This is a genomic window from Streptomyces sp. NPDC000983 (assembly GCF_040299205.1).
Classification (GTDB): Bacteria; Actinomycetota; Actinomycetes; order Streptomycetales; family Streptomycetaceae; genus Streptomyces.
On the sequence record NZ_JBEPBM010000064.1, the window covers coordinates 1 to 24,883 of the forward strand.

17 protein-coding genes are annotated in these 24,883 nt (G+C 74.0%); 1 reads left to right on the plus strand and 16 read right to left on the minus strand.

Features of this window, described 5'->3' with window-relative positions; genetic code table 11:
• The 3 genes from ABT296_RS36105 to ABT296_RS36115 all read right to left on the minus strand — a co-directional run.
• The coding region (locus ABT296_RS36105; protein ID WP_351933957.1) for a condensation domain-containing protein at positions 1–822 on the minus strand (822 nt) is incomplete at its 3' end.
• On the minus strand, positions 819–1,928 hold the full coding sequence (locus ABT296_RS36110) for a MupA/Atu3671 family FMN-dependent luciferase-like monooxygenase (RefSeq protein ID WP_351933959.1): 1,110 nt from the start codon (positions 1,926–1,928) through the stop codon (positions 819–821). The genes ABT296_RS36105 and ABT296_RS36110, both read right to left, overlap by 4 nt.
• Before the next feature lie 51 nt (positions 1,929–1,979).
• Positions 1,980–8,078 carry a non-ribosomal peptide synthetase gene (locus tag ABT296_RS36115; protein WP_351933961.1) on the minus strand — a complete coding sequence of 2,033 codons (6,099 nt, stop codon included), beginning with the start codon at positions 8,076–8,078 and terminating at the stop codon, positions 1,980–1,982.
• 110 nt (positions 8,079–8,188) lie between these two features.
• Between ABT296_RS36115 and ABT296_RS36120 the strand changes: the two genes are divergently transcribed.
• Positions 8,189–9,496 (plus strand): MFS transporter, encoded by a 1,308-nt coding sequence (locus ABT296_RS36120; protein ID WP_351933963.1) that lies wholly within the window; start codon positions 8,189–8,191, stop codon positions 9,494–9,496.
• 124 nt (positions 9,497–9,620) lie between these two features.
• Here ABT296_RS36120 and ABT296_RS36125 read toward each other — a convergent pair whose 3' ends face one another.
• The 13 genes from ABT296_RS36125 to ABT296_RS36185 form a co-directional block, all read right to left on the minus strand.
• Positions 9,621–10,388: a 4'-phosphopantetheinyl transferase family protein gene (locus ABT296_RS36125; RefSeq protein ID WP_351933965.1), complete on the minus strand. Its 768-nt coding sequence runs from the start codon at positions 10,386–10,388 to the stop codon at positions 9,621–9,623.
• 3 nt (positions 10,389–10,391) lie between these two features.
• Positions 10,392–11,366: an aspartyl/asparaginyl beta-hydroxylase domain-containing protein gene (locus tag ABT296_RS36130; RefSeq protein ID WP_351933967.1), complete on the minus strand. Its 975-nt coding sequence runs from the start codon at positions 11,364–11,366 to the stop codon at positions 10,392–10,394.
• A 121-nt stretch (positions 11,367–11,487) separates the two neighbouring features.
• Positions 11,488–12,765, minus strand: coding sequence for an MFS transporter (locus ABT296_RS36135; RefSeq protein WP_351933969.1), 1,278 nt, complete (start codon positions 12,763–12,765; stop codon positions 11,488–11,490).
• Positions 12,766–12,808: 43 nt separating this feature from the next.
• Positions 12,809–14,674: a non-ribosomal peptide synthetase gene (locus tag ABT296_RS36140; protein ID WP_351933971.1), complete on the minus strand. Its 1,866-nt coding sequence runs from the start codon at positions 14,672–14,674 to the stop codon at positions 12,809–12,811.
• A 35-nt stretch (positions 14,675–14,709) separates the two neighbouring features.
• Positions 14,710–15,720, minus strand: a complete 1,011-nt coding sequence (locus ABT296_RS36145) for a TauD/TfdA family dioxygenase (RefSeq protein WP_351933973.1) — start codon at positions 15,718–15,720, stop codon at positions 14,710–14,712.
• Positions 15,717–16,499: a thioesterase II family protein gene (locus tag ABT296_RS36150; protein WP_351933975.1), complete on the minus strand. Its 783-nt coding sequence runs from the start codon at positions 16,497–16,499 to the stop codon at positions 15,717–15,719. The genes ABT296_RS36145 and ABT296_RS36150 overlap by 4 nt, the downstream gene beginning before the upstream one ends.
• 2 nt (positions 16,500–16,501) lie before the next feature.
• Complete coding sequence (locus ABT296_RS36155; RefSeq protein ID WP_171145510.1) at positions 16,502–16,720, minus strand: MbtH family protein; 219 nt, start codon at positions 16,718–16,720, stop codon at positions 16,502–16,504.
• Between the two features lie 188 nt (positions 16,721–16,908).
• A complete protein-coding gene (locus tag ABT296_RS36160; protein WP_351933977.1) occupies positions 16,909–18,207 on the minus strand; it encodes a glutamate synthase-related protein in 1,299 nt (432 codons plus the stop codon).
• 58 nt (positions 18,208–18,265) lie between these two features.
• Positions 18,266–19,579, minus strand: coding sequence for a methylaspartate mutase (locus ABT296_RS36165; RefSeq protein WP_351933979.1), 1,314 nt, complete (start codon positions 19,577–19,579; stop codon positions 18,266–18,268).
• Positions 19,579–20,049, minus strand: coding sequence for a cobalamin B12-binding domain-containing protein (locus ABT296_RS36170; protein ID WP_351933981.1), 471 nt, complete (start codon positions 20,047–20,049; stop codon positions 19,579–19,581). Before ABT296_RS36170 ends, ABT296_RS36165 begins: the two co-directional genes overlap by 1 nt.
• A 23-nt stretch (positions 20,050–20,072) precedes the next feature.
• Positions 20,073–20,822 carry an SDR family NAD(P)-dependent oxidoreductase gene (locus ABT296_RS36175; protein ID WP_351933983.1) on the minus strand — a complete coding sequence of 250 codons (750 nt, stop codon included), beginning with the start codon at positions 20,820–20,822 and terminating at the stop codon, positions 20,073–20,075.
• A gap of 56 nt (positions 20,823–20,878) precedes the next feature.
• Positions 20,879–21,898 (minus strand): guanitoxin biosynthesis L-enduracididine beta-hydroxylase GntD, encoded by a 1,020-nt coding sequence (gene gntD, locus ABT296_RS36180; protein ID WP_351933985.1) that lies wholly within the window; start codon positions 21,896–21,898, stop codon positions 20,879–20,881.
• A gap of 21 nt (positions 21,899–21,919) precedes the next feature.
• Positions 21,920–24,883: non-ribosomal peptide synthetase (locus tag ABT296_RS36185; protein WP_351933987.1), on the minus strand; the 2,964-nt coding region annotated here is incomplete at its 5' end.

Consider the following 24,883-nt stretch of genomic DNA (forward strand, 5'->3'; position numbering starts at 1 on the left):
CGCCACAGGACTGCCCACCACCACGTCCTCCCCGGCACCCACCCGCGACAACACACCCGCCACCGCCGCATGCAGCACCATGAACAGACTGGACCGGTGGTGGCGGGCGACCTGGGCCAGTGCGTGCAGGGTGGGGGGTGCGAGGGTGAATTCGATCAGTCCGGCGCGGTGGGTGCCGGTCGCCTGGCGGGGGCGATCGAAGGGCAGGGGCAGTTCGTCGGGCAGGGCGTGCAGCGCGGTGCGCCAGAAGTCGAGTTCCCGCTCCTCGAAGCCGTCCGAGGCCAGTAGTTCTCGTTGCCACAGGGTGAAGTCGGCGTACTGCACCGGCAGTTCGGTCTGCACGGGGGTAGTGCCGCGCAGTCGTGCCGCGTAGGCGGTCGACAGGTCGCGTACGAAGGGGCCGACCGACCAGCCGTCGAAGGCGATGTGGTGGACCGCCACGACCAGGACGTGTTCCGCCGGCCCGACGGCCAGCAGCTTCGCACGGACCGGCAGCTCTTGCGACAGGTCGAAGCGGCCCCCGCACACCGCGGCGATCGTGTCGGGCAGTTCCTCCGCAGTGACGTCCGTGGTGGCCAGTGCCAGGTCGCAGGCCCGGTCGGGGCCGAGCACCCGCTGGTGGGGTACACCGTCGGTCACCGGGAAGACCGTGCGCAGGCTCTCGTGGCGGGCCACCACGTCTCGCAGGGCAGCTTGCAGCGCGGCCGTGTCCAGCTCCCCGTGAAGCCGCAGCAGCACGGGGGCGGCGGGTGAGGCGTGGTCGTCGCCGCCGTGCTCTTCCTGGAACCAGAAGCGGGCCTGGGAGAAAGACAGGGGGATCATGCTGAGCTCGACCTCCGGGCTCGGTGGGTGGCTGGGCCGGCGCCGGGCCGGTCGGCGGCGGAAGGTGCGCGGAGTTCGGCAATCCGGGGCAGTCCGGCGAGGACGGCCTTGGCGTCGACGCCGAAGTCGATCAGGCAGGCGATCTCGTCGACTCCCGCGGCGCGCACGGCGTCGACCGTGCGGCGGGCGTCGTCGACGGTGCCGAACAGGCCCCGCTGGTCGAAGTAGGTCTCGAAGGAGCGGGTGAGGAGGAACTCGATGTCCTCCTCGTCCAGGGAGTGCAGGTCGAAGTCGGGGTCGGCCTCGGTGAACGACCGGGTCACCAGGTGGATGGAGCTCTTGAGGTAGTCGCGCAGGGGCTCGCGCACGGTGTCGCGGGCCGCGGCGCGGGTCTCGGCGAGATAGGTGTGCAGCATCAGGGCGACATGGCCGTCCCAGCCGCCATGGGTGCGACGGGCCGTGCTGCGGTACTCGGCAATCTTCTCGGTCAGCTCGTCGAGGTCCTGGTGGAGCAGGTGCGTCAGCACCCCGGCGCGGGCCCGGGCGGCGGCGCGGAAGGTGTCGACCTCGCCCGCACTGGTCACCCAGACCGGCAGCTCCGGCTGAACAGGCGGGGGAAAGACGCGGACGGTGGTGGGCACGCCGTTGCCGTCGGTCACCTCGAGCGGTTCGCCGCGCCACAGCCGCCGTACGTCGTCGAGGCGTTGCATCAGCACCGTCTTGCGGTCGGCGTACGCGGTGTGGCCGAGGGCGAAGTCGGACGGGTGCCAGCCGGAGGCGAAGGAGACGCCCACGCGTCCGCCGGAGAGGTTGTCCACCACGGACCATTCCTCGGCGATCCGGGCGGGGTGGTGCAGAGGCGCGACGACGCTTCCGGCGCGGATGGCGACGTGGTGTGTGGCGGTGGCGAGCGCGGCGCCCGTCACCGCCGGGTTGGGGTAGAGCCCGCCGAAGGGGTGGAAGTGGCGTTCGGGCGTCCATACGGCCGTGAAGCCGTTGCGGTCGGCGAAGCGGGCTCCCTCCAGGAGCAGGTCGTACCGGCCGCGGGGGTCGCCTGCCGCCGTGCCGGCGCTGTTGTCGGCGAAGTAGAAGAGACTGAAGTCCATTGCGGTGGTCCCCTGTCGGTCGGTTGCGGTCCGGTTCGCGCCGGGCGGGTCTCAGTCGGGGTGGCGCATGCGCCGCAGTGGTGGCCGGGAGGTGGGCGCGCCGTCCAGGCGGGGGGCGAGATCGGCCACCTTCGGCGCGTCGAACAGCGTGCCCACCGGGATGTCGATGTCCAGGTCGGCGCGGATACGGCTGACCAGGCGGGTGGCGAGCAGCGAGTGGCCGCCGAGGTCGAAGAAGCTCTCGTCGGTGCCGACCTCGTCGAGGCCGAGCAGGTCCGCGTACATCGCGCACAGGGCCTTCTCGCGGTCCGTGCGCGGGTGGCCCAGGGCGGTGGGACCGTCGGGCCGCGCGGTGGGCGGGGCAGGCAGGGCCGCCCGGTCCGTCTTGCCGTGCGCGGTGAGCGGCAGCCGGTCCAGGACCACCACGGCCGACGGCATCATGAAGTCCGGCAGGAAAGCGGCGACTTGGCGGCGTACCGACTGGTGCAGGCCGTGCTCGTCGGCCGCGGTGCGCGGTGTGCCGACGTACCGGGCGAGGTCACCGTCCGCCGTGGCGCGCACCGGGGGTTCGGGGATGCTGCCGCCCTCGGTGAACTCGGCGTCGAAGCAGGTGTCGTCCGTGGCGGTGGACCAGCGCAGCGCGACGCCGTAGCCGAGCTCCTCGCCGAGGCGGGCGAGGTGTTCGGGGTCGGCGGTGGCGCGGCGTGGGCGGCCCCCATCGGGGACGAAGCCGGTCAGCCGGGCGTTGGGCACGCCTGTGACAGTGAAGCGTGCGGGCCGCCGGGTGCGGACGAACCCTGCGACGGCGTCCGGGGTGCGGGCGTCGGCTCCCCAGCGCAGTACCGGGCCGGTGCCGGCTTCGTCTTCGTCCGGGGCCGCGCGCGTGCCCAGGACGACGTCGTAGCGCAGAGCGGTCAGTTCGTTGCTCCGCTCGCCGCGCTTGAGCCGCACGTCGCAGGTGGCGAACCGGCCTGAACGGGCTGCGTGGGCAGCGAAGTAGTCCGGGTCGACAAGGAGTTCGGGTACGCCGCCGAGGCGGGCGCGGTCGCGCAGCCGGAGGTTCCTCACGTCGCCGACGAAGAGCCGCCCGCCGGGGGCCAGGGCCTGCCCGGCGACGTCGAGGACACGGGAGAGGTAGGCGCCGTTCGGGAAGTACTGCACCACGGAGTTGAGGACGACCACGTCGAAGTGGCCCTCGGGGATGCCCGTGGGGTCGTGCGCGGTCTGCTGCCGCAGCACCACCCGACCCTCGGGCAGGCCGAGCCCGTCCACCCGCGGGCGCAGCCGACGGATCGCCGCGGCGGAGAAGTCCAGTCCCCAGTACTCGGCGGTGTGCGGGGCGAGTTGGGTGAGGAGCAGACCGCTGCCCACGCCGATCTCCAGCACGCGGGTGGGGCGCAGTTCCCGCAGGCGGCGGACGGTGGCGTCCCGCCACTCCCGCATGTCCTCCACCGGTATGGGGGTGCCGTCACGGCTGTCGTGCCAGCCGGAGAAGCCGTCCTCGCCGGGTGCCGCCCCGGGCCCCGCGTACACGGCGTCGTGGACCTGGCGCCAGTCCTCGACGCGTCCGCGTTCGCCGCTGTCCTGCCCGGCCGGGGCCTCGGGGACCACGTACGCCACGATCCTGCGTTCTCCCGGGCGGTCCTCGCGCAGCACGACCGCGGCCTGGGCCACCCCGTCGGCGGCGGCGACGCGGGCCTCGACCTCCCCCATCTCGACGCGGTGACCGCGCAGTTTGACCTGGTCGTCGACGCGTCCGACGAACTCCAGCCGTCCGTCCGAGGTTCGCCGCACCAGGTCTCCGGTGCGGTAGGCGCGGGTTCCCGGCGGCCCGAAGGAGTCGGCGACGAAGCGTTCCGCGGTCGGGCCGGGGCGGTCGCGGTAGCCGCGCGCGAGTCCGGCGCCGGCGATGTACAGCTCGCCGGTCACGCCCGTCGGCACGGGCCGCAGCAGGTCGTCCAGGACGTGTACGCGTGTGCCGCGCACGGGGTCGCCGATGGGTGGGACGTTCCCGTCGGGGCGCAGGGCCTCACTCATCGTGGCGCAGACCGTCGCCTCGGTGGGGCCGTAGCCGTTGATCAAGGTGCGGCCCCGCGCCCAGCGCGCGGCAAGATCGGCGCCGCACGCCTCCCCCGCGACGACGATGGTGGTGACGCCGGGCAGGGCGTCGGGCGACAGGGCGCCCAGGACGGCGGGCGGCACGGTCAGATGGCTGATCGCGTGCTCGTCGGCGAGGCGGGCCAGCTCGGGCCCGGGCAGCAGGCGGGCTGCAGGGGCCAGGACGAGGGCGGCGCCGACCGGGAGGGTCATGCCCAGTTCCCAGAAGAAGGCGTCGAAGCCGGCCGAGGCGAACTGGAGGACCCGGCTGCCGCTGTCCACGCCCAGGGTGGCCGCCTGGTGGGCGACGAGATTGGCGTACCCGGCCCGGGTGACGGCGACCGGTTTGGGGGTGCCCGTGGAGCCGGACGTGTAGATCACGTAGGCGAGGTGGTCGGGGTGCGGGCGTACGGGGTGGGGGTGGGGGTGGGTGACGGGCCGTGCGGGGTCGTGCGGGTCGTCGTCCTGGACGTCGATCCGGGGCAGCGCCGGTGTGTCCGGCAGGCTGATGTGCGCGGCGGTCAGCAGCAGCGCCGGACGGGCGTCGGTGAGGATGTGGGCGATGCGGGCGGCGGGGTAGCGGGGGTCGACCGGCAGGAACGCGGCTCCCGTCTTCCATACCGCGAGCACCGCGACGATCAGGTCGGCGGACCGGTCAAGGGCAGCGGCGACGACGACGTCGGGGCCTGTGCCGCGCGCGGCGAGGCGGTGGGCGAGCCGGTCGGCGCGGGCGTCGAGTTCGCCGTAGGTCATCCGCTGACCCTCGAAGCGCACCGCGACGGCGTCCGGGGTGAGGTGCGCCCGGTCCTCGAACAGGTGGAGGGCGTCGCGGGTTTCGGGCAGCACGGGTGCCGCGGCGGTCGACGGGCGCGGGCGCTCGTCCTCGGTCAGCAGGTCGTAGCCGCCGATGCGGCGGTCCGGGTCGGTGGCCGCGGTCCGCAGGACGGCCGTCAGCCGGGCGGCCAGCCGGTGGGCGGAGGCCGCTTCGAACAGGTCGAGGGAGTACTCCAGGTCCCCGCGCAGACCGCCGGGAGCGCCGTCGGCGGTGTGCAGTTCGGTGACCGACAGGGCGAGGTCGAATCTGGCCCGGTCCCGCCGCACCGACTGCGGCGTCACCGTCAGCCCGGCGCCGAAGTCCCAGTCGGCCCGGGCGGTGTTCTGGAAGGCCAGCATGACCTGGAAGAGCGGCTGCTGGTGGCCCGCGCGCCGCGGATTGAGGTCCTCGACGAGCCGGTCGAAGGGCAGGTCCTGGTGGTCGGCGGCGGCCAGGTCGGTCTCCCTGACCTGTTCCAGCAGGGCCCGGAAGGTCGGGTCGCCGGAGGTGTCGGTCCGCAGCAGGAGCGTGTTGACGAAGAAGCCGACGAGGTCGTCGAGGGCGGGGTCGCCCCGGCCCGCGCTCGCGACGCCGAGCGGGATGTCGTCCCCAGCACCCAGCCGGGTCAGCAGCACGGCGAGCCCGGCGCGGACCACCATAAACAGGGTGCAGCGCTGCGCGCGCGCCAACTCCAGCAGTGCGCTGTGGAGTTCGGGACCGCAGACGAAGGGGACGGTCCCTCCCCGGCCGCCGGGGTGCCGAGCGCCCGCCGGTCGTTCCCCGGGCAGCCGCAGCCGTTCCGGCAGCCCGTCGAGTTCCTTGCGCCAGTAGGCCAGTTGACGGCTGTGCAGGCTGTCCGGGCCGTCCGGGTCGCCCAGCAGCGCACGCTGCCACAGGGTGTAGTCGGCGTACTGGACGGGCAGTTCGGGCCAGTCGGGGGCGCGGCCGGCGCAGCGCGCCCGGTGGGCGAGGGCCAGGTCCCGGGCGAGCGGGCCGAGGGACCAGCCGTCGCTGGCGATGTGGTGGGTGACCAGCAGCAGGACATGGGTGCCGGGCGACGGGTGGAGCAGTGCCGCGCGCAGCGGGGCCTGCCGGGCCAGGTCGAAGGGGACGGTTGCCCGCTCCCGCAGCGCGTCGGCGAGGCCGTCCTCGGTGACGTCCGGGCAGGGCAGGTCCGGCCGGGACTCGTCCGGGTCGAGGATGTGCTGGTACGGCTCGCCGCCGGCGTCCTCCGGGAAGACGGTGCGCAGCACTTCGTGCCGTACGACGACGTCGTGCAGGGCCGCCCGCAGCGCCGACCGGTCCAGCGGGCCGCGAAAGCGCAGGGCGATGTGCTCGTTGTAGGCGGCGCCGGGCCCGTGCAGGCGGTCGAGGAACCACAGCCGCCGCTGGGCGTACGACAGGGGCAGGCGCCGCGGGCGCGGGAGCGGGCGCAGGACGGGTCGCCGGGAGGGTGCGGCGGCCGCCAGCCGTTCGGCCAGGGCGGAGGGGGTGGGGGCGGCGAACAGGTCGCGCACCTCCGCCTCGGCGCCCAGAGCGGCGCGGACCCGGCCGATGAGCCGCATCGCCAGCAGCGAGTGCCCGCCCAGCTCGAAGAAGTCGTCATGGGGGCCCACACGCGGTACCCCGAGGACGTCGGCGTACAGCAGGCACAGGCGTCGTTCGCGTTCGCCCTCCGGGGTGCCGCCGCGGCCGGCGCGGGCGTAGTCGGGCGCGGGCAGGGCGGCCCGGTCCACCTTGCCGCCCGGCGCGGGGGTGAAGGCGTCCAGGACGACGATCGCCGAGGGCACCAGTGCCGAGGGCAGCCGGTCGGCGCAGTGCGCGCGCAGGGCCGCCGGCTCGGGCGGTCCGGCGTCCGCGCGGGCGGTGACGTAGGCGACGGCGCGGCGGTCGCCCGGCCGTTCCTCGCGGGGCACGACGACGGCGCGGGCGACCGTCGGATGGCCGGCCAGGACGGCCTCGATCTCGCCCGGCTCGATGCGCACGCCGTGCAATTTGAACTGGTCGTCCGTACGGCCCTCGTAGGCCAGCGCGCCGGACGCCGAGCGGCGCACCCGGTCCCCGGTGCGGTACATGCGCGAGCCGGCCGGGCCGCCGGGTTCCGCGACGAACCGCTCGGCGGTGAGCGCGGGCAGACCGGCGTAGCCGAGGGCGACCTGTCCGCCCGCGAGGTACAGCTCCCCGCTCTCCCCGTCGGGCACGGGCCGCAGCTGCCGGTCGAGGACGTGCGCCCGTACGCCGGGCAGCGGGCCCCCGATCACCGGGTCCGGGCCCATGACCGGCGCGGCGGTGGCGTCGACCGTGCACTCGGCCGGGCCGTACAGGTTCAGGGCGGTCACGGAACCGTCGGCGGCCAGCGTCACCAGGTCGTCCCACATGGCGCGCGGCACGGCCTCACCGCCCAGGTACAGCCGCAGCGGGAGTTCACCGGGCGCCCGCCGTACGAGATGGGGGCGCAGCAGCGCCCACAGCGCCGGGGTGGCGTCCAGGTCGGTGATCCGCGCCGCGCGCAGGAAGGCCGCCAGGCGCGGCGGGTCCTGCCGGGTCGCCTCGTCGGGCAGGACGAGTGTGTCCCCTCGGCAGATCCTGAGCCACTGCTGCACGGAGGCGTCGAAGGACATCCCCGCGAGCCATGCCACCCGACCGGGCGCGGCGGGGTGACAGCCGGCGCGCTCCAGTGCGCCGACGAGCTGGGCGACGTTGGCGTGCGAGACCTGGACCGGCTTGGGCCTGCCGGACGAGCCGGAGGTGTGGACGACGTACGCGGTGGCGTCGCGGGGGGCGGCGTACGTGGTGGCGTCGTCGGGGACGCCGTACGTGGTGGCGTCGCGGGGGACGGCGCACGCGGGCAGGGGTCCCGGGGCGGGCAGTGCCGCCGGGTTGACCGTCGGCACGCCCGGCGCCCAGTCGCCGCCGTCCGGCGTCACGACCACCGACACACCGGCGAGGGCACGCAGCCGGGCACCAGGGTGGGCGGGGTCCAGCAGGGTGAAGGCCGATCCCGTGCGCCACGCGGCGAGCGGTGCCGCCACGAGGTCCGGGCAGCGGGGCAGGGCGACGCCGGTCACCGTGCCGGGTCCCGCGCCCGCTCGCCGCAGTGCGTTGGCGAGCGACTCCACGCGGTCGTGCAGTGCCGCGAACGTCAGGCAGCCGGTGGGGGTGAGGACCGCGGGGCGGTCGGGGTGGCGCCGGACGCAGTCCAGGAAGCGCGTCAACGAGTCGGGCGGGCCGTCGGTCATCGGATTCCTCGCGTGGGCAGGGGGCGTCGCGTCCGGCCCGGGTGGGCCGCAGGGCTCGTGTAGCGTGAACTCCTCTGTCGGCCAACGCAGTTGAGGGCGTCCCGCACACCATGACCGCTGACGAAAGACCGCTCGTCACCGCAGCCGTGAGCACGCCGGGGCGCGGCCTGTTCGGCCACCGCAACTTCCGGCTGCTGCTGATCGGTGAGACGACCAGCAGATTCGGCACGAGCGTCACGTCGGTGCTGCTTCCGCTCACCGCGGTCGTGACGCTGGACGCCTCCCCCGCCCTGGTCGGGCTGCTGACGGCCGCGCCGTGGCTGCCGTGGCTGGTGATCGGGCTGCCGGCCGGCGCCTGGGTGGACCAGTGGCCCCGGCGCCCGGTGATGCATGTGTGCAACCTGGTCTCGGCGGCACTGTTCACGAGCGTTCCGGCCGCCTGGTGGCTGGACGTGCTGACCGTCTGGCAGCTGCTCGCGGTGGCCTTCCTGACGGGCACGGCCTCGGTGTTCTTCTCGACCGCGTACTCCAGCTATCTCCCGGTCCTCGTGGACAGGTCCGAACTCCTGGAGGGCAACGCGAAGCTGCAGGGCGGTGAGCATCTGGCACGGATCGCCGGCCCGGGTGCGGGCGGGCTGCTCGCCCAGCTGCTCGGCACGGTCCCGGGGCTGCTGCTGGACTCCGTCTCGTTCGTCGTGTCGTCCTGGTGTCTGCGCCGCATACGGGCCGACGAGCCGCGGGGCGCCGGTGGCCGGGTGCGACTGCGCAAGGAGATGTCCGCGGGGCTGCGTTTCATCGGCCGTGATCCGCTGCTGCGGACGGTCATCGGATTCGGCGCGGCGGCCAATCTCGCGCTGGCCGGCTACGAGGCGACGTACATCCTGTTCCTGGTCCGCTCGGTCGGCCTCAATGCGGGCACGGTGGGGCTGCTCGGCTCGTGCGGTGCGGTCGGCGGGGTGCTGGGGGTGCTGTGCGCGCGCCGCCTCGCGCGCCGGCTGGGCACGGCCCGCGCCCTCGTGGCCTCCCAACTCGGCTGCTCGCTGTTCGGGTTGCTGATCCCCCTCACGGCGCCGGGGCCGCGGCTCGCGCTGTTCGTGATCGGCTCGACGATGACGATGGCCGGGCTCGTCGCCTGCAACGTGATCCTCGTCAGCTTCCGGCAGTCGTACTGCCCGCAGGAGTTGCTCGGCCGTGTCACCTCCACGGCGCTGCTGATCAACTACAGCACGGTTCCGCTGGGTGCCGTCGCCGCCGGTGCGCTGACCTCCGCCGTGGGACCGCGTCCGACGATGTGGATCGTCGCCGGGGCCCTGGTGGCGGCGGTCCTTCCGCTGCTGTCGCGCCCCTTGCGCGGCCTGCGCGACCTTCCCGGTGCCGGAGGCGGTGCGGAATCCGGTGCCCGTGCCGAATCGCGTTGATGGTGCTGCCGTCGGTTCCATCGGCGTCGTTCACCTCCCGTCCTGTGTCTGTGTGCCGCTGCCGGGCGGCGGACCCGGCGTGGACGGGCCCGGAGCCGGGCCGTGTCCACGTCCGTGTCCTGCCTCAGGTACTTCCGTCCCGTCGGCCGTTTGCGGTCATGGCCGTCTGTTCGGCCACCGCGCCGGCCGCTCCCCGGCCGACGGGGACGTCCGTGAGGAGCCAGGCCCGGTCGGTGCCGGCGGGTTCGGTGCCAGTGCCGACGTAGCAGGACGCCGGGGACTCGGAGAGGCCGACACCGAGTCCTTTGAGATAGGCCTCCTTTCTCACCCAGGCCCGGGTGAAGGCGCGCGGGCGGGCGGACGGGGGCAGCAGGGCCAGTTCGTCGCGTTCGCGGGGGTGCAGGGCCTCGGCGGCCTCGGCCACCGCGGCCGGTGAGGGGACTGCTTCGACGTCCACGCCGACCGGGACGGCGGCGAAGGCGAGCAGTCCCAGACCGCCGCTGTGGCTGAGCGAGTAGTGCAGCGGGTCCCCCACCACCCCGGGCCGCCCGTGCGGTCCGCCGCACAGCGGGCACGGCCACCGGGTCAGCGGCACGCGCGCCGGCTCGGTGCCCAGATAGGCGCCGAGCAGCAGGCGCAGCCCCAGGTGGGTGGCGAGGTAGCACTCCCGGTCCGTCGGCACGCGCAGGGCCGCGGCTCTGGCGCGCTCCTGCGCGTCGAGCACCTCGGGCGCCGCGCGCACGACCGCCGCGCGGTGCCGTTCGGCGTGCAGCAGCCAGATGTGCGCGGGCCCGCCCGCCGCCGGCGGGGTGAGCCGCCGGCCGGTGACCGCCGCCGGGTCGAACGCACGGACCTGTGTCGGGTCGCGCAGCGTGCCGGTGGCGTACGGCATGGCTCAGGCCGCAGCCGTCGCGGCGGTCCGGACCGTCTCCTCCATGCGGCTGCCGTGGCGCATCCGGAAACGCAGCCGCAGTCCGTCACCGGTGCGCTCGGCCTTCAGAGTGCGCTCGGCGGTCCAGCCGACGGCGCGGAACTCGCCCTCGCCCAGGTGCACCAGTGCCGCCCTGGGCTCGTCGTCGACCTCCAGGACGAGCCGGCCGCCGTCGAGCCGGAGCCGCGCGGTCCGGTCGGGCCGGCTGTCGTCGGCGAGTTCCTCGGGCTCGCCGTAGAGGAAGGCGTCCGGGATGGTGAAGGTGCTGGTGAACTCGGTCAGTTCCTCCTCGGTCAGCGGGATCTCGGGGCGGTTGAGCAACACCTCGGACCAGCGGATGCGGTCGCGGAACTCGGCCGGGAACAGTTCCAGCAGTTCGGCGTTGACATAGGCGTCGATGACGAGGTGGACGCGGCGCTCGGAGCCGCCGTTGCGCACCGAGTGCGGGGTGGAGAAGTCGCCGAACCAGAAGGTGCCAGGCTGCCAGGTGTGGGGCTGTCCGTCGAGGGTGAGGACGGCGTCGGGGTTGGTGACGAACGGTATGTGCATCCGCACCCAGCCGGCCGCCAGCCCGTACGGCTGGTCGCGGTGCTCGTCGACCTCGGCGCCCACGCCGAGCGACATCAGCCGTACGGCACGCAGTTCGGTGGGCAGGCTGTCCAGGATGGACTTGATGTAGGGGGTCTTCTCCAGCCAGGGAGTGGCGGCGTACTCGACGAGACCGAGGCCGCCGGGGTCGGTGCGGTCGGCGCGGCCTTCGGGGCTGCGCAGCGGCAGCACCCGCCAGTCGAGGACGGTGTCCTCACTGGGTTCCAGGCTCTCGCCGTAGGTGCGCTGGGCCGCCCACTGGGTGCGTTCCAGGACGGCGAGTTCGGCCAGCAGCCGCTCGACGTCGAAGTCACCCTTCAGGCGGGCGGCGCTCAGGTTGCCACTGCTCATGACGTGCCTCTTTCCTCTCGTGTCTGCGGAGGTGTGCTCGTGCGCGGAGTGCTCGTGCGCGGAGTGCTCGTGCGCGCTGTGCTCGTGCGCGGTGTGCTTTCGGGCGATGGGCGGGGTGCACTCAGAGTGCGGGGGCCTTTGTGGTCGTCGGGCTCGCGGGCGGCGGCCGGTCGTCGAGTTCGCGCCAGTGGGGGCGCAGGGCGGGCAGCACGGTGCTGCCGAGATAGAGGGCGGCGCAGCCGACCAGGACGGGGCCGAGGCCGGCCAGGGTGACGAGGAAGCCGGCGAGGATGGGGCCGAGCGGGACGCCGGCGGAGCCGACGGAGTCGGTGAGCGCGGAGACCCGGCCCAGCAGGGGGCGCGGGATGCGCTCCATCATCACGGCGTTGAGGATCGGATTGACGAAGCCGATGGCGAGTCCGTCCACGACGGCGATGGCCAGGACCGTCCACAGCGGCAGGTCGAAGGCCATCACCAGGAAGCGGGGCGGCCCGGCGAGGAGGAAGGCGATGACGTACGTCGGCCGGCGCCGCAGCCGGTGCGCGAGGGCGGTGGCGAGTGCGGAGCCGCCGACCGCGGCGATGCCGAACACCGAGCCGAGGGCACCGATCGCGGCCGGGCCTCCGCCGGTCTCCTCCGCCCACACCGGAATGAGCAGGGAGCCGTACGCCGCGTCGATGAGGTTGGTGACGCTCAGCATGACGGCGATGGACCGCAGCAGCCGGTCCTGGCGCAGGAACCGCAGCCCGGCGCGGAGCCGTTCGAGGTAACGCTCCTCCTCGGGCGCCGTGTCGGTGGCCTCCGCCGGCGCGGGGCTGCGCAGTGACCCGGTGGCGGCGATGATCAGGGCGGAGACCAGGAAGGTGACGGCGTTGACCGCGAGCGCCCACATCGGGTCGAAGAAGGCGACCACGGCGCCGCCGGCGGCGGGCCCGGCGGTGCCGGCGAGCCGCTCCAGGGTGCCGACCATGCCGCTCACCCGCTCCAGCGGCATGCCGACCGCCTCGGCGGTCTCCGGGGTGAGGGTCCGCTTGGCCACGTCACCGGGTCCGCGGGCCAGGCCGAGCAGCGTGGACAGCACCAGCAGCAGTCCGTACGGCAGGACGCCCAGCCAGTGGCAGAGCGGGATCGTCGCGATCACCGCCGCGCTGGCCAGGTCGGCGGCGACGCTGAACCTGCGCGCTCCGAACCGGTCGATCAAGGGCCCCGCCAGCGCCTTGCCCAGGACGAGCGGCACCGCCTCGGCGAAGACGACGAGTCCCGTCAGTGACGCGCTGCCGGAGGTGACGAGCACCAGCCAGGGCAGGGCGATCATGGTCAGCCGGGTGCCGAACAGCGAGACCGTGTAGGCGCTCAGCAGTCCGTACAGCGAGACTCGTGAGGCTGGGGATTTCCGCATCGGGGCGGGGCCTTTCCGGGAAGGGCGGAAGGGGCGGCGGCGATCAGCGGTCGCTGCGGTCCGCTATCGCGCGGGCGAGGTCGCGCAGCCGCGGGTGCTGGTAGACCATGCGGGTCGGGATGACCACTCCGCGCCGCTTCTTCAGGTCGGCGATCACGCGCAGCGCGAGCAGCGAGTGCCCGCCGAGGGCGAAGAAGTCGTCGGTGGCCAGCACCCGTTCCCGGCCCAGGACGTCCTGCCAGGCGCCGGCGATGAGGGTCTCCAGCTCGCCCGCGGGCGCGGCGTCGGCAGCGTCCGGCCGGTGCTGCTCGGCCGGTTCGGGCAGGGCCGTGCGGTCGACCTTGCCGCCGACGCCCAGCGGGAGGCTCTCCAGGGCGGTCAGCGACAGCTGCGCCATGTGGGCGGGCAGCCGGGAGCCCAGGTGGCGGCGCAGCGGCCCGGGGTCGGTGTCCGCACCGGGAACGGGGACCCAGTAGGCGGCCAGGGCGCGCCCGAGGCGGTCGTCCTCCCGTACGACGGCGACCGCGGCGGTGACGGACGGATGGTCCGTCAGGACGGCCTCGATCTCGCCGAGTTCGATGCGCAGGCCGTTCACCTTGACCTGGTGGTCGACCCGGCCGAGATAGGCGAGGTGGCCGTCCGGGCGGCGGCGGACCCGGTCTCCGGTGCGGTACATGCGGCTGCCGGGCGGGCCGAACGGCGAGGCGGTGAACCGCTCGGCGGTCAGGCCGGTGCGGCGCAGATAGCCGAGGGCGACGGCGGGGCCGGTCAGGTACAGCTCCCCCTCGGTGGCGGGACGCAGGTGCTCGTCGAGGACGTGGGCGCCGACGCCGGGCAGCGGCGGGCCGATGTGCGGCTCTGCACCGTCGATGCGGCCGACGGTGGAGTCGACCGTGCACTCGGTCGGCCCGTACAGGTTGAGCGCGTGCACGACCCCCCGGGCGCCGAGGCCGGCCAGGTCCTGCCACATGGGCGCGGGGATCGCCTCCCCGCCGACGAACAGCCTGATCCCGTGCGGGAGTTGCTCGGCCGTCTCGACGACCCGGTCGCGCAGGACGGACCAGTGGGAAGGGGTCACGTCGAGGTCGGTCACGCCCTCGCTCAGCAGATGCGCGGCGAGCGCGGCCGGGTCGGCGCGCTGGTCCTCGGAGAGCAGCACCAGGGTGTCCCCGCGACAGACGCGGGCCCACTGCTGCACGGAGGCGTCGAAGGACACGCTGGCGTTCCAGGCCACACGGGCGGGGCCGTCGGTGTAGCAGCCGCTCTCCTCCAGGGCGGCGACCAGTCCGGCGGCCGCGGCGCGGGTGACGGCGACGCCCTTGGGGCGGCCGGTCGAGCCGGAGGTGTAGATGACATAGGCGGGGGCGTCGGCGGGAACCGGGACGTCGGGGACGGTGAACAGGGCGCTCGCGTCGGGGGCGACGGTCCGTACCCCGTTCGGCCAGGTGCGGGCCGGGTCGGCGGACACGACGACCTGGATGCCGGCGTCCTCGACCATGTCGTCGAGGCGTGCCTGCGGGTGGGCCGGATCGAGGGGGACGTACGCCGCGCCGGCCCGCCAGACCGCGAGCAGGGCCACCACCAGGGCGGGCTCGCGACGCAGGGCCACACCGACGTGCTGTCCGGGCCGGACGCCGGCTCCGACGAGAGCGGCCGCCAGCCGTCGTACCCGGCCATCGAGGGTGCCGAAGGCGACGGTGGTGCCGTCGGCCGCCACGACGGCGTCCCGCCACGGGTGCCGCGCCACGGCCTCCCGGAAGCGGTGCAGAAGGTCCCGGGCGTGGCTCGAGGCGGGGGTGGACGCGGGCTCCGGACGGGTGTCGACGGCGACGGACACCGACGGCCGTGGTGCGGCCGCGGTGGCCGTGCCGGGGGCCGGTGACAACCCGCCGTGCGGTGTTGTGGACATGGGTGGGCTCCTCTCGGGGGCCTTCGCACCACGCGTCAGGCGCGGCCGGCCAGGGCGGGTGCGGTGACGGGCAGGGAGGGTGCGCAGTCGGCGAGGGCGACCGGTTCGCCCATCGCGACGACGATCTTGCGGTCGCCGCGGAAGGGGTCACGGCCGTGCGCGGTGAGGATGTTGTCGACCAGGAGCAGGTCGCCGGGCTGCCACGCACGCCGGACGGTGGCGCGTTCGTAGGCCGCGTCGAGCACGGCCATGTCCGCGGGGCTCAGCGGGCTGCCGTCGCCGAGCGCCGTGTTGAACGGCAGCCCGTCGGGGCCGAACTCGCCGACCAGCACGTCCCTGATGTCGGGGTCGAGTGCCCATTCGCTCCAGAACGCGACGTGGTTGAACCAGACCTCCTCGCCCGTGTCCGGGTGGCGGACGGTCGCCGAGCGCACCTGCCGGGTGCGCAGGGTGTCGTCGTCGCCCCAGGTCACGTCGATGGCGTTGGCGGCGCAGTAACGCTCCACATCGGCGCGGGAGTCCGTGGCGAAGGCGGTCCGCCAGTCCAGCGAGATGTGCTCGGCGTAGTTGCGCACCAGCGACCAGCCGTGCCGGCGGAAGCGGTCGGCGAGGTCGGCGGGCAGCAGGTCCAGGACCCGCCGGACGTCGGCGACCGGTGTCGCGCCGCCCTCCGCGGGGGCCGTCAGACAGCCGAACAGCAGCAGGCCGGGGAAGGTCAGCGTGTAGCTGTTCTCGTTGTGCATCCGGATGGCCTGCGCGGGCGGCAGGTCGGTGGAGGAGAACACGTCGTCGCCGAAGTCGCTGCGCGGGGTGGCCTTCTCCTGGTACTTGGCGCGCGCGGCGAACAGGGCGTCCCGCACCAGCGCGAAGTCGGCCGCGGTGCGCACCGGGAGGCCGCGCAGGTACAGCGCGCCGTGCCGGGTGAGCACGCTGCGCAGCGGCTCGCGGTAGGTGTCGATCCAGTCCGCGGCGGCGACCGCGTCCGGCAGGCCGTCGACGACGGCGGTGACCGGCGTACCGGGTTCCTCCAGCCAGCGGGGTGTCATCGCACGCCCTCCAGGTCGGTGTCGACGAAGTAGTCGGGCAGGGTCTCCCACACCGCAGGGGTGTAGAAGTGGCCGCCGGGCAGGGCGTCCACGCGCAGTCCGCCGGTGGCGCAGCGTGCCCACTGCTCGGCGACGGCCGGTTCGATGACCTCGTCGTCCTCGCCGTACAGCACGTGCACGGGCACGGACGTGGTGACGCCGGGCCGGGGCCGGTAGGAGTCGCGGACGGTGATGTCGGCGCGCATCAGCTCGATCGCCATCTCCCGCAGGTCGGGGTCGTCGAGCGCGTAGTCGGGCAGCAGCCCGATGGTCCCCATCCACTCCACGAGGCGTCCTTCGGTGTCCTCCAGACGCGGGAAGCGGTCGCGTTCGGTGACACCGCGGTCGGGCGCGTTGCACGCGGAGACGGTCAGGCGCTCGGGCAGCGGGGCACCGCGCTCGGCGAGCCGGACGGTGACGTCGAAGGCCATCCAGCCGCCCATGCTGTGGCCGAACAGGCGGTAGGGGCGGTCCGGTGCCGCGGCCGCGGCGCGGGCCACGGCGTCGGTGGCGTCCTCGGCGAGGGTGTCCCAGTCCGGGGCGAACTCCTCGGCGAAGCGGCCCTCGCGGCCCGGGTAGCAGACGAGGGCCAGGTCAGTGCCCTCGCCCAGCGACGGCAGCCAGGCCCGGTAGGACCCGGTGCCGCCGCCGCAGAAGCCGAGGCAGACCAGGGAGCGGGTGGCGTCCGGCCGGGGTACGGGCCGAACGACCGTGGTGTCCTGGAGCAGGTGGCCGGTCATCGTCAGCCGGCCATCCGGTCCATGGCCCGGCGCAGGCTCGCCGGGCGGATGTCGGTCCAGTGAGTCTCGATGTACTCCAGGCACGCAGCGCGGCTGTCGACGCCGTGGACGGTGCGCCAGCCGGCCGGTACGGCGATCTGGGCCGGCCACAGCGAGTGCTGCTCCTCGTCATTGGCGAGGACCAGGTACTGCCCGTTCTCGTTCTCGAAGGGGTTCGGCATCGTGCTGTCCCGTCTGTCGTGGGTTCGGACGGCTGGTCGGTGCTCCGTGCCGGGCCCGGCGGCCCGGACTCCGTCGATCGTAGGAACGGCCCGACCGCCGAAGAGGCAGTTGACCAGGCAGGTAGCGGGAAGTTTCGCTTCCCGCAGCGGAGTTGATCCGGACGACACGTCTGAGTCGTGCTGTCCGTTCAGGGCACCCGGACGGCCGCAGGCACCGGCTGTGCTGCCGGGTACGCGGTGTCCGGGTGCCACAGGTCGTCGGGGTCCAGGTCGCGGGGGCGATACTTGCCCAACGCGCTGACGATCAGCCGCAGTTCGAGGGCGAGGGCGGCCACCAGGCGCTCCAGTCCCGCTTCGGGGTCCTCGTCCACGGCGAGCAGCGCGGCCCGGCCGAGGCCGACGGCGCGCGCCCCGGCGGCCAACGCCTTGGCTGCGCGGGCGCCTTCCCACATCCGTCCGCTGACGAGCAGACACTGCCCGGGTCCCGGCCGCGCCCGGCGCAGGCACTCCGCGAGCGGCAGGCCCACGCCGTCGAGGAAGGCGAGCGGGGCCCAGCCGGAGCCGCCCTCGGCGCCGTCGACGGTGACCGAGTCGGCGCCGGCCGCCCAGGCGGTGGCGGCCGCGGCCCCCACGTCGCGGGCGGGAGGCAGTTTCACCCAGATCCTGGCCCGGGGGAAGTTGTTGCGCATCAGGCGGACCTGGTGGGCGAGGATCTCCTCGGTGAAGGTGCCGGGGCTGCCGCTGCGCAGCACGCGGGAGGTGCCCTCACCGAGCACGGGCTCGACGGCGTACTGCCCCTCGAGCCGCTCGGCGTCGGCCGCGTCGACGACGGTCATGCCGCCGAGCCCCGGTTTGGCGCCCTGGCCCACCTTCAGCTCGAAGGCGAGCCGCCCGGCGTCCAGCAGCGGCTGTACGGAGGGGTCGCTGTAGACGAGGTTCCAGATCTCGGCGTCGGCGTCCTCGGTCGACTGCTGTACGGCCACACCGCCGGCGCCCTCCAGGGCGTTCTGGTAGGCGGCGATCCGGCCGAGCAGGGTGCGGCCCTCGCGTTCGCCGAGTCGTCCCGTGCCGTTGACGGGGCCGATGTTCTCGCCGACGACGATGGGGATGCCGAGCCGGGCGGCCTGTCGCGCGGCGGCCACGCCCAGGTCGCGGCTGGCGACCTGGGTGGAGCCGAACGCGGATACGTACAGCGGCAGTTCGGCCGGGAAGCCGCCGATGTCGGTGGCCGTGTCCACGTCCCGGTACAGGGGTTCACGGGCCAGCTCGATGAGCTTCTCCAGCCGGCGCGGCATGAACACCGGCGGCACCAGCCGGGTCCGGTCCAGGACGTCGGTCCGGTCCAGGACGTCGTCGCCGCCGTGCCCGTCGGCGCCGAACAGTTCGCTGCCGTAGGCGGACGCGGGCGGGAAGACGCGGGCCGCGCCCTGGCGGGCCCTGGCCCGTATCTCGTCCTCCGGGAAGCCGGAGGCGTGCAGTGCGCTCATGTCCTATCGCTCCCTCGCGTAGGTGGGCTGCTGTGCTGCGACGGCTCGCGGGCCGGTCTCATGAGCGGGCCGGCGCGGGCTCGCGGTGCGGGCCGGTCGCGGTGAGTTCTCCGAGGTCCAGACGGGTCTCGACGTAGTGCAGTGCGTCGAGGAGGCCGCTGGAGGTGAGGGCGGCGGCCGGGCGCGCCGTGACGACATGCCCGAGCGGCATGGCGCCGACGGAGCTCCAGCCCAGCCGGCCCCGCTCGTCGACGAATCCGGCGCTGCGGCCGGCGTTGTCGGGGTGCAGGCAGTACGGCACGTCGAGCCAGCCCCGGCCGAATGCCGTGAGCAGTCCGCGGCCGATGTCGGGCCCGAGACAGAGCACCGCCTCCACGAGGGCGCGTGCCTCGGCGTACACCTGGGTGTCCCGGTCGCCGTCGTCCGGCGCGCCCGGGCCGCCCGGGCCGCCCGGGCCGAGGGTGCGGGCCGTGTGCGCCGAGCTCTCCAGGGCGGCGACGTTCTCGGCGACGGTGGGGATGCGGCGCGCCTCGACCGTGGTCTTCACGATCAGCCGCTGCGCGCCGGCCCGCACCGCGAGCCGTACCGCCCGGTCCTGGAGGGCTCGGGCACCGGACGGGGTGCGCGGATAGACGCCCATGTAGGTGTAGACGACGATGTGCCAGTCCACGCCGGGCAGCAGGTCGGTGGCGAGCGCGCGCAACGCCCGAACCGCCTCCTCGTCCTGGTGCGGGTCGGTCTGCTGCGCGTAGCTCAGCGAGATGCTGCGCAGCCCGTGGCGGACGAAGAACATCCCTTCCAGCAGGGACAGCGCGACGAGCAGTCCTGGGGGGCACAGCTGGCCCATCATGCAGCCGCCGAAGGACTCCAGGTGCGGTTCGACGCCCGGTCGGCGGGCCTCGGCGAGCAGTTCGCAGGCCCGGGTCCAGTTGTCCACGGCGTCGGCCAGCGGGGTGCGGCTGTAGGGCAGGCAGTAGGAGACGGGTCCGCCCTCGGTGGCGTGCAGTCCGGCCGCGAGCAGGCCGCGGACGATGCTCTGCGGGGCGGCTGACCCGTGTCGCACCTGGACGGGGAACCCGGGGCTCTCGATCCCGTCGAGCATGCGGCGGGTGGCGGCCGGGCCGTGGGTGAGCAGCGGGTAGCCGTTGAGGTCGGTGCCCTCGGTGACGGCACGCCGGGCGGCGGCGAGGTCGCCGACCCTGGTGTAGCTGTCGAGGGTGAGCGTACCGACGGCGGTGGCGTCCGCGTCACGCGTGGCCAGCAGGCCCCGGCGCATCCGCTCCGGTGAGCCGAAGCCCATGCGGGGCTGGACGACGAGCTGGCGGGCACCGCGGACGAACGCGCCGAACCCGGTGGTGGTCGGGGCTTCCATCAGCGGCACACCCCGGCCGTGAGCGTGTCGAGGTAGCGGCGAAAGGGCGCGAACCCGGCGCTCTCCTCGAACACCTCCGCGAACCCGGCGGTCCGCAGCCGCGGCAGCCAGGCCCGGGTGGTCTCCTCGGCGGTGCCGAGCTTGCCGCCGATCACCACGGGGAGCGCGGCGAGGCTCGGCTCGGCGCCGAACCGCTCGATCAGCCGCAGTCCGTCGGCGGCGCCGTGGCCGTTGACGCTGCTGACCACGACGAGGTCGGGTCTGTGCGTCAGCACCTCGGTGACGACGAGTTCTTCGGGGACGCAGGCCCCGAGGTTGGTCACACGGTGTCCCCACTCGGTGAGCAGGAGTTCGAGGTAGATCAGGTTCCAGGTGTGCGCGTCGGACGATGTGCCGGTCACCACGACGTCGAGCCCGGTGGCCCGGGCGCCCCAGGTGGGGCCCGCGGCGCCGGGGGTGGTGGTCTGCATACGGACTGCTCCCCCGATTCCGGTCAATGTCCGGCCCGTACGGCGGTGCCGTACGCGGACGTGGTGCCACCGGCGGTCTCCCCGCCGTCGATCACGAGTTCCTGCCCGGTGAGGAAGCCGGCCTCGGCGGAGGCCAGATAGAAGAAGGCAGCGGCGATCTCGGCGGGGTCGGCGTGCCGTCCGGCGGGGATGCGCGCGTTGGTGTCGGCGAGCATCTCCTCGGTGTACTCGGCGAGTTGCATGGGGGTGAGCACGCCGCCGGGGCTGACACAGGCGGCGCGCACCACCGGGCTGAGCTCCAGCGCGAACGTCTGGGTCAGGGCGACGATGCCGGCCTTGGTGGCGTTGTAGTCGGCGTAATAGGGGTATCCCCGGCGGCCGTTGACGGAGGCGGTGGCCAGCAGGACGCCGTGGCCCTGGCCGGTCATGATGCGGGCGGCGGCCTGCCAGACGCCCAGGACGCCGAGGAGGTTGACGTCGGTGATGCGGCGGGCGTCCTTCTCCAGGATGTCCAGGACGCCGTGCCGGACGCTGATGCCGGCGTTGGCGATGACCACGTCGAGGCGTCCGGTGTCGCGGTGGATCTCGGTGAGGGCCTCCGCTACGGCGTTCCAGTCGGCGGTGTCGGCGCGTATCCACCGCCCGGCCGGGTGGCCGTCCGGTTCGGGTGCCTTGATGTCCAGGTTGACCACGTGGTCGCCCGCCTCGGCGAAGCGCAGGGCGGTGGCGCGGCCGATGCCGCTGGACGCGCCGGTGATGACGACGGTGCGCATGTCTGACTCCTAGCTGGCACGTGCGGGTCGGAAAGAGAAAGGGGCATCGGGCCGGCTCAGAACAGCACCCGGCCGCGCGTCATCCGGCTCACCGGGGCCGCCTTGCGCAGATCGCGGCTGACGATCATCCGCTTCAGCCAGCGGTCGCTGCCGTCGTAGCGCACGGGGTAGGGCTTGCGGCCGTGCACCGCCAGGTAGTTGTCGACGATCAGCAGGCTGCCCTGCTCCACGACGACCGTGTGCTGCACCCGCTCCAGCTCGGCCATCAGGGTGTACACGGCGCGTTCGGCCGCCGGATCGGCCGACGCGCAGCGCATGAAGGGCAGGTCGATGCGGAGGTAGGGCCGGTCGGGGTTGCCGAACAGGACGGGCACGGCGTCCGGGGAGTGCAGCATCTGCTCCATGCGGGCGAGCGCCGGGTGGTCGGGGTGCCGCAGCTGCAGCTGCCGGATGTGCTCGTCGTCGGGAAGGATGTGGAACAGCGGACGCATCAGCAGGTCCACCTCCTCGGGGCTGAGCTTGACGTCCCGGACGGAGGCGAGGATGGTCGGCACCCGGTCGTGGTTGCGGATCCCGAACAGCAGCAGATAGTCGCAGCGGCCGGGGTGGAAGCCGTCCTCCGTGTGGAACTCCAGCAGGGTGGCGCTGCCGTGGCCGCTCTGGCGCTCCTCGTCGCCGCGGATCGGCAGGATGTTCTGGATCATGCGGCCGAGTTGCAGGGTGGACCAGGTGAAGGGGTCGCCCAGGGCGGTCGCGCACATGGCGAGGAACCGCTCCTGTTCGTGGGTGGCCGCCGGGTCCACCGGCTGGTCCCAGTGGCCGGGGGTCGGTCCGACGGCGCTGTCGTCGACGGGGAAGCCGTGGATCAGCAGGCCGGCGGCGGACTCGGTGCGCCGGAAGGTCTCCAGGAAGTCCTTCAGGCGCGGCGGCAGTCCGGCGTCGGCGAAGCGGTTGACGTCGTAGCGGGCCGGGTCCGCCGGGTCGGGCAGGGAAGCGGCGAGTCGGGCCGCCTCCTCCCGTATCTGCGACACCTCGGCGTCGGACAACTCGTACTGCAGGACGGTCTCTTCGATCATGGATCGGCTCTTTCCTCGGTATCAGTCCCGGTGCAGGGTGCGGACCAGGAGGGCGGCGATCTCGGCAAGGGGCCCCGGACGCGTCATGTCCAGGTGGGCACAGTCGACGGCGTGGCCGTGGATGCGGCCGGTGACGTGCGGCCGCCAGTCGTCCGCCACGGGGGCGCAGGGGTCACGCTCCTCGGTGGCCGTGAAGTGGAGCAGATCGCCGTCGAAGACTCCCGGCTCGGCCTCCTCGGCCAGGGCGACGGTGTGCGCGGCGGCGGCCGCCAGCGAGGCCACGAACGGCTCGTCGAACGCGGCGTCCAGGCCGGCGTCCGCGGTGCCCTCCCGGCGCAGGAACGCGGCGATGGTGTCGGGGCCGAACCGGGAGTCCGGGGCCTGCCCGTGCAGCGGGTAGGAGTCCATCAAGGCGAGCAGGGCCACCTCCTCGCCCTCGGCGCGCAGCCGGCAGGCCAGGGCGTGCGCGATGTTCCCGCCGAGGGACCAGCCGAGCAGGTGGTACGGCCCCTGCGGACGCACCTCGCGGATGCGGCCCAGGTAGTCGTCGACCAGGGTCTCCCAGTCGGCGGGCAGGGCCCGTTCGTCGGCGCCGGGCCGGCGCGTCTGGAGGCCGTACACGGGCCGGTCGTCCAGGGCGGCGGCCAGTCCGGAGTAGCACCAGGCGAGCCCGGTGACGGGGTGGACGCAGAACAGCGGTGCCCCGGTGCCGGACGTGCTCAGCGGCAGCAGCAGGTCGGATCCGGCGGTGTCCCGGCCGTCGGCGCGGGCGGCGAGGGCGGCCACGGTGGGGGTGCGGAAGAACCCGGGCAGGGTCAGGTCCCCCAGGACGTCGGGCAGCAGGGCGCGGATGCGGGCGACCACCCGGGCGGCCAGGAAGGAGTGCCCGCCGAGGTCGAAGAAGCTGTCGTCCACGCCGGTGCCGCGCACCTTCAGGACGTCTTCGAACAGGGCCGCCAGGGACCGCTCCAGGTCGCTCTCGGGCGCCCGTCCGAGTCCGCCGTACTCGGGTGCGGGCAGGGCGCGCCGGTCGAGCTTGCCGTTGCCGGTGACGGGCAGCGCGTCCAGGACGACGAACGCGGCGGGCACCATGTACTCGGGCAACGTGCCGGCCAGGAACGCGCGCAGGGCGGCGGGGTCGGGCGTGCGGCCGGGCACGGGCACGGCGTAGGCCACGAGCCGCCGGTCGCCCGGACGGTCCTCTCGGAGCACGACGGCACCGTGGGCGATGTCCGGGTGACGGCCGAGCGCGGCCTCGATCTCGCCGGGCTCGATGCGGAAGCCGCGTACCTTCACCTGGTCGTCGGCGCGTCCGCAGAACTCCAGGCTGCCATCAGCCCGCCAGCGCGCCAGGTCGCCCGAGCGGTACATGCGCGCCCCGTCGGCGAACGGACTGGCGACGAACCGCTCCGCGGTCGCGCCGGGCCGCCCGGCATAGCCCCGGGCCAGACCGCGCCCGGCGATGTACAGCTCCCCGGTGACACCGGGCGGCACCGGCCGCAGCGCCGCGTCCAGGACGTACACCCGGGCGCCCTCCAGGGGCCGCCCCACGATGGGCGTCGAGGTGCCGCGCAACGGTGTGGTCAGTGTTTCGACGGTGCACTCGGTGGGCCCGTAGAAGTTGTGGGCGGTCACGTCCGGCTCGGCGAGCAGCCTGCGCCACAGCGGCTCGGGGATGGCCTCGCCGCCGAAGGTCAGGGTGCGGGGGGTGAGTTCGGGGGTGCCGATCAGCCCGTGCTCCAGCATCTCCAGGCCGTACGTCGGTGTGGTGTCGAGGAAGTCGACGCCGTGCCGTCCGACGTAGCCGACCATGGCCGCCGGGTCGCGCCGGGTCGCGTCGTCCAGGAGGTGCAGCTCGTGCCCGGCGAACAGGGCGAGCAGCCCCATCCAGGAGGCGTCGAAGGTGAGCGGCGCGGTGACGGCCACCCGGGCGGCGGCCCGGCCGGTGGCCCGTACATGCGCGGCGAACAGGGTCGACTCGTGGCTGTGCAGCAAGTTGACCAGGGCCCGGTGCTCCACGACGACGCCCTTGGGGCGCCCGGTGGAGCCGGAGGTGTACAGCATGTAGGCGGGGTGCGCCGGGTGCAGCGCGGGCACGTCCGGGTCGTGCCCGGGGCCGTCCGGCGCGCACCGGTCGACGTGCAGCACGGGCACCGTGTCAGGGGCGAGCGTGCCCGCGAGCCCGGCCGTACTGATCACCATTCGGACGTCGGCGTCCTTCAGGACGTGGGCGATGCGTTCGGCCGGATGCCCGGGGTCCAGCGGCAGGTACACGGCTCCCGCCTTGAGCACGGCGAGCAGGGCCACGACCGACTCGACGGACCTCTCGAGCAGGACGGCGACCCGGTCCTCGGTTCCCGCGCCGCGCCGGATCAGTTCATGCGCGAGCGTGTTGGCGAGCGTGTTGAGCTCGCCGAACGTCACCGTCCGCTCGTTGAGGACGAGCGCCGCGGCGTCGGGCCGGGTGGCGGCCTGCTCCTCGAAGTACCGGTGCACGGGACGTGCGGCCGGCGGTGGGGTCTCCTCGCCGCTCCACGCGCCCAGGACGAGGTCCCGTTCCGCGGAGGACAGCACGTCGGCCTGCCCGACAGGGGCGTCGGGGTCGCCGACGAACGCGGCGAGCAGCCTCACCAGCCGGTCCGTCAGGGTCCGGATCGTGTCGTGGTCGAAGAGTTCGGTGGCGTATTCGACCGTCCAGCGCAGTCCCGCCGGGTCGCCGTCGTGCGTGTGGGCCTCCTCGACGCCGAAGAGCAGGTCGAACTCGGCCACATGAACGTCGACATGGTGTTCCGAGGCCGTGGTACCGGCCAGGTCGAGTCCGCCGCCCGATCCGTTCTTCAGGAGCAGCATGGTCTGGAAGAGGGGATGCCGGGCGGTGGAGCGGGCGGGATTGACCGCCTCGACCACCCGCTCGAACGGCAGATCCTGATGCGCATACGCCTCCAAGTCGGCGGCCCGCACCCGGCCCAGCAGCTCACGGAACGT